The sequence below is a fragment of the Proteus faecis genome (genome assembly GCF_030286765.1).
GTDB classification, from domain to species: Bacteria; Pseudomonadota; Gammaproteobacteria; order Enterobacterales; family Enterobacteriaceae; genus Proteus; species Proteus faecis.
The window spans coordinates 1-4741 of sequence record NZ_JASVWV010000035.1 but is presented as its reverse complement, the minus strand read 5'-3'; the positions used below and the strand labels follow the sequence as shown (position 1 = coordinate 4741).

The following is a 4741-nucleotide window of genomic DNA, read 5'->3' as shown; positions in this document are numbered from 1 at the left end:
AATTTGCTTGGCGGCCATAGCGCAGCGGTCCCACCTGATCCCATGCCGAACTCAGAAGTGAAACGTTGTAGCGCCGATGGTAGTGTGGGGTCTCCCCATGTGAGAGTAGGGAACTGCCAGGCATCAAATTTAGGCTGTGTCAGCCGGTGACAATAAGCCACTAGTGCTGATATGGCTCAGTTGGTAGAGCACACCCTTGGTAAGGGTGAGGTCCCCAGTTCGAATCTGGGTATCAGCACCATAAAAAATTAAGTATAACTACACAAACAGATAGTTATAAAACAGAATTTGCTTGGCGGCCATAGCGCAACGGTCCCACCTGATCCCATGCCGAACTCAGAAGTGAAACGTTGTAGCGCCGATGGTAGTGTGGGGTCTCCCCATGTGAGAGTAGGGAACTGCCAGGCATTAAATAAGACGAGAAAGCCAACCCAATGGGTTGGCTTTTTTGCATTGTAAGACATCTGAAATGTAGATGTAATACCTCTACACTAATCACCTATCACTTTGCTATCCTCAATGATGCTTGGCTGTTAAACTAAGCTATCAGCTAAATGAGGTAGACTTTCATGAAAGAACTGGTTTCATTGCAAGCATTTAATACATTTGGTTTGAGAGCAAAAGCTCACCAAATAGAAACTGCAAATAATAAAGATGAGCTTTGTACATATTGGCAAAATGCCCATAAGCAAAAATTACCAACGCTTATTCTAGGTGGTGGCAGCAACGTATTATTTACAGAAGATTTTAACGGTATTGTTATACGTAACTGTATTGCTGGTATTGAAATTACTGAAGATGAGCAATATTGGTTTGTTCATGTTGGTGCGGGCGAAAACTGGCATGCACTTATTGAATATCTGTTAGAAAAGAATATTTATGGACTGGAAAATTTAGCGCTGATCCCAGGAAATGTAGGTTCAGCACCAATACAAAATATCGGCGCTTATGGTAAAGAATTAAAAGATGTTTGTGCTTATGTTGATATTGTTGAGTTAAGTACAGGTCATGTTCATCGATTAACTAATAATGAATGTCAGTTCGGTTACCGTGATAGTATTTTCAAACATCATTACCAGCAAGGCTTTGCCATTATTGCGGTTGGTTTACAGCTTAGCAAAAAATGGGAGCCTATTCTTACGTATGGCGATTTATCAAAATTATCACTAGAAACGGTAACGCCAAAAGAGGTGTTTGGTTCTGTGTGCTCTATGAGAATGAGCAAGCTACCAGATCCGGCAATAACAGGTAATGCTGGTAGTTTTTTCAAGAATCCAATTGTTGATACTCGCATTGCACAGCATTTAAAAGCAGAATCCCCCTTCTGTCCTCAATATGTTCAACAAGATGGAGTAAAACTTGCTGCAGGCTGGCTGATTGATCAATGTGGCCTTAAAGGGTATCAGATTGGTGGTGCTGCTGTTCATACGAAGCAAGCTCTTGTTCTCATCAACAAAGATGGTCTAGCTACAGGCGAAGATATTGTTAATTTAGCTGCATATATACGTCAAAAAGTCTTTGAACGCTTCGGTGTACACTTAGAGCCAGAAGTTCGTTTTATCGGTCAATATGGCGAAATTAATGCAGTGGACGCTATTTCATGAAAGAAACACCAACTCCTTTATTATTAATTGAGCGCCTTGCTGACGGAAATATCCATTCAGGGGAGCAACTAGGCGAAAGCTTAGGAATGACACGAGCAGGTATTAATAAACATATTCAGACATTGCGTAGTTGGGGTATTGATGTTCAAACTGTTGCAGGAAAGGGCTATCAGCTAGATGCTCCAATGAATTTGTTAAATGCGGATAGCGTAAACAAGAACATCAAAGGTGAACCGGCTAGTGTTATTCCTGTTATAGATTCTACAAACCAATATTTGATCCAACATATTAGCGAATTAAAATCGGGTGATGTCTGCATTGCTGAATACCAGTCTGCTGGACGAGGTAGAAGAGGGCGCCAATGGATTTCGCCTTTTGGTCGAAATTTATACTTGAGTATGTATTGGAAACTCGATCAAGGGCCTGCTGCTGCAATAGGGCTGAGTTTGGTTGTCGGTGTTATTATGGCTGAAGTATTGCAAAAATTTGGTGCAGATGACGTTAAAGTTAAATGGCCTAACGATCTCTATTTAAATGATAAAAAGCTTTCAGGTATTCTTGTTGAGCTAACAGGAAAAACAGGTGATGTTGCTCATATTGTCACAGGTATTGGTATTAATATTGCGATGAGCAAAAATCAAAATGAAGCCATTAACCAGCAATGGATTAATTTAGAGCAAGTTGGCATTAAAATTGACAGAAATGATCTTGCTTGTGAAATTACTAATGCACTAAGAGAAGCATTTGTTCAATTTGAAAAACAAGGGTTATCTGTGTTTATCGAACGTTGGAAAAGTTTAGATAACTTTATGAATCGCCGTGTGAAGCTTATTATTGGTGAAAAAGAGATCTTTGGTATCGCCAAAGGTATCAACGATCAAGGTGCTTTACTTTTAGAGCAAGAAGGAAAAATTATACCTTATATAGGTGGTGAGATTTCACTGAGAAGTGCACTGTAATGTTTTAAATTGCATCGAACATCTAAAACTAAAAAAGCTTTCCTAGATGGGAAAGCTTTTTATTTATGGATACTATTTTAATAACTATAATCTAATAATATTTAGATCAAACGCTGATCATTGTTTAGATTTATTTACGTAATCGGACGTTGGTGATCGTATGATTTTGCCCTTTGGTTAGTATAAGACTCGCTCTTTCTTTCGTAGGCAGAATGTTCTGTTTCAAATTCAAACCATTAATTTCTTGCCAAATTGAAGATGCTATTTCAATAGACTCTTCTCTGCTTAATTTAGAGTAATTATTAAAATATGATTCAGGATCAGTAAACGCACCCTCTCTAAATTTTAAAAATCGACTGATGTACCAGTGTTTTAGTAATGTTTCTTCAGCATCAACATAAATGGAGAAATCTACATAATCTGATACGAAAACATTATGTGGATCATGAGGATAATCCTGATTACTCTGTAATACATTTAATCCTTCAAGGATCAAAATATCAGGTTGTTCAATAACCTGTTTTTTATCTGGAATGATGTCATACACTAAATGAGAATAGACAGGGGCTGTTACTTGTTTTTTACCTGATTTTATATCAGAAACGAAAGAGACAAGGCTATGCATATCATAGGATTCAGGAAATCCTTTCTTTTTCATTATTCCACGTCTCTTTAACTCTGCATTAGGTAAAAGAAAACCATCAGTAGTGATTAAATCTACTTTACGATGTTCTGGCCAACGAGTTAAAAGTGCTTGTAGTAAACGAGCTGTGGTACTTTTACCAACAGCAACACTACCCGCTATACCAATAATGTAGGGGATTTTGGCGCTTCTTGTTCCAAGAAACTGCTCTAAGACAGCTTGACGACGCAAGTTAGAACTTATGTAAAAATTGAGTAATCTTGAAAGAGGAAGATAAATCTCAATTACATCATCAATAGAAATTTCTTCATTAATTCCTTTTAAATCAACAATCTCTTTTTCGGTTAATGTTAAAGGAACGGAATCTCTTAACGTTGCCCAGTGCTTTCTGTCAAACTCTAAATAAGGGGTTATAAAGCGTTCTTTGTTATTCATAAGCCAACATCTGCCTAATATTCGCAGGTTGGACAGGCTGTTTAAAACACCCGTATCCGATAAAAAATAAACAGCATCATAACGAGTGATGACTCGTAGGCGTAGATATTTTTTAAATTTTTTCTACTTTTTTTGACACGAACTGAATAAATTTGTAAAAAAAGTACAAAAAATAGTCATGAAAATAATTTTTTAGCGTAGACTAATAAAGGCGCCATCAATTTTTTTCTAAAAATTTATTGATGATGAATAAATCTGGGAGTGATTAGCTAAATTAGCTTGCTAATTTATCATGATTTTTTGTTGGCATTTTGGTCGTTTTTTTCCTAAAAAATCAACAATTCAATCAAAAGTGAACAAAATCTAAGCAAAAGAACAAATATCGCAATTTTTTTGTTGCATCATGATGAAAGTCCTCCTAGAATGCGCACCACTTAGCCGGCATAGCTCAGTTGGTAGAGCAACTGACTTGTAATCAGTAGGTCCCGAGTTCGACTCTTGGTGCCGGCACCATTAAAAATTAGGTTTGGTGGGATACCCAAGCGGCCAAAGGGAGCAGACTGTAAATCTGCCGTCACAGACTTCGAAGGTTCGAATCCTTCTCCCACCACCATTAATTCCAAACTTAAGTGTTTTAAATTAGTAAACACTTAAGTAGAATACAAAGCTGATTTTAAGTCAGGTAGCCGAGTTCTGCGGGCATCGTATAATGGCTATTACCTCAGCCTTCCAAGCTGATGATGCGGGTTCGATTCCCGCTGCCCGCTCCAGATGTGCTGATATAGCTCAGTTGGTAGAGCGCACCCTTGGTAAGGGTGAGGTCGGCAGTTCGAATCTGCCTATCAGCACCACTCCTTCATGTTCTTGCCTCCCTGATTAAAATCTTAACAAGCACTAGCAAATCGCTAATTTACTTACTGCTTGGTTGATGTGGTGTAACCACCGATTCCGTGTCTTAGAGGGACAATTTAAATGTCTAAAGAAAAATTTGAACGTTCAAAACCGCACGTTAACGTTGGTACTATCGGCCACGTTGACCACGGTAAAACAACTCTGACTGCTGCAATCACTACAGTTTTAGCTAAAACTTACGGTGGTGC

At 38.3% G+C, this 4741-nt stretch carries 4 protein-coding genes, 5 tRNA genes and 2 rRNA genes; 10 read left to right on the top strand and 1 reads right to left on the bottom strand.

Going from position 1 to position 4741, the window contains the following annotated elements:
* Positions 1-6 precede the first annotated feature (6 nt).
* The 5 genes from rrf (QSH13_RS18235) (at position 7) to birA (ending at position 2563) form a co-directional block, all read left to right on the top strand.
* A 5S ribosomal RNA gene (rrf, locus tag QSH13_RS18235) occupies positions 7-122 on the top strand.
* Between the two features lie 43 nt (positions 123-165).
* Positions 166-241: transfer RNA gene (locus QSH13_RS18230), tRNA-Thr, on the top strand.
* A gap of 50 nt (positions 242-291) precedes the next feature.
* Positions 292-407 (top strand): 5S ribosomal RNA (gene rrf, locus QSH13_RS18225).
* Positions 408-569: 162 nt separating this feature from the next.
* Entirely contained in the window at positions 570-1604 is a 1035-nt protein-coding gene (gene murB / locus QSH13_RS18220; RefSeq protein ID WP_109396538.1) for a UDP-N-acetylmuramate dehydrogenase, read from the top strand.
* The gene (gene birA, locus QSH13_RS18215) at positions 1601-2563 is read left to right on the top strand and encodes a bifunctional biotin--[acetyl-CoA-carboxylase] ligase/biotin operon repressor BirA (RefSeq protein ID WP_109396540.1); all 963 of its coding nucleotides are present in this window, start codon (positions 1601-1603) and stop codon (positions 2561-2563) included. The genes murB and birA overlap by 4 nt, the downstream gene beginning before the upstream one ends.
* A gap of 130 nt (positions 2564-2693) precedes the next feature.
* On the opposite strand, the gene coaA is transcribed toward birA, so the two are convergent.
* Complete coding sequence (gene coaA, locus QSH13_RS18210) at positions 2694-3641, bottom strand: type I pantothenate kinase (protein ID WP_109396542.1); 948 nt, start codon at positions 3639-3641, stop codon at positions 2694-2696.
* A 437-nt stretch (positions 3642-4078) separates the two neighbouring features.
* Between coaA and QSH13_RS18205 the strand changes: the two genes are divergently transcribed.
* The 5 genes from QSH13_RS18205 to QSH13_RS18185 all read left to right on the top strand — a co-directional run.
* A tRNA-Thr gene (locus QSH13_RS18205) sits at positions 4079-4154 on the top strand.
* A 15-nt stretch (positions 4155-4169) separates the two neighbouring features.
* Positions 4170-4254 (top strand) — tRNA-Tyr (locus QSH13_RS18200).
* Positions 4255-4336: 82 nt separating this feature from the next.
* Positions 4337-4411: transfer RNA gene (locus QSH13_RS18195), tRNA-Gly, on the top strand.
* 5 nt (positions 4412-4416) lie between these two features.
* Positions 4417-4492, top strand: a tRNA-Thr gene (locus QSH13_RS18190).
* A gap of 121 nt (positions 4493-4613) precedes the next feature.
* Positions 4614-4741 (top strand): GTP-binding protein (locus tag QSH13_RS18185; RefSeq protein ID WP_228407520.1); only part of this gene is annotated, 128 nt, incomplete at its 3' end.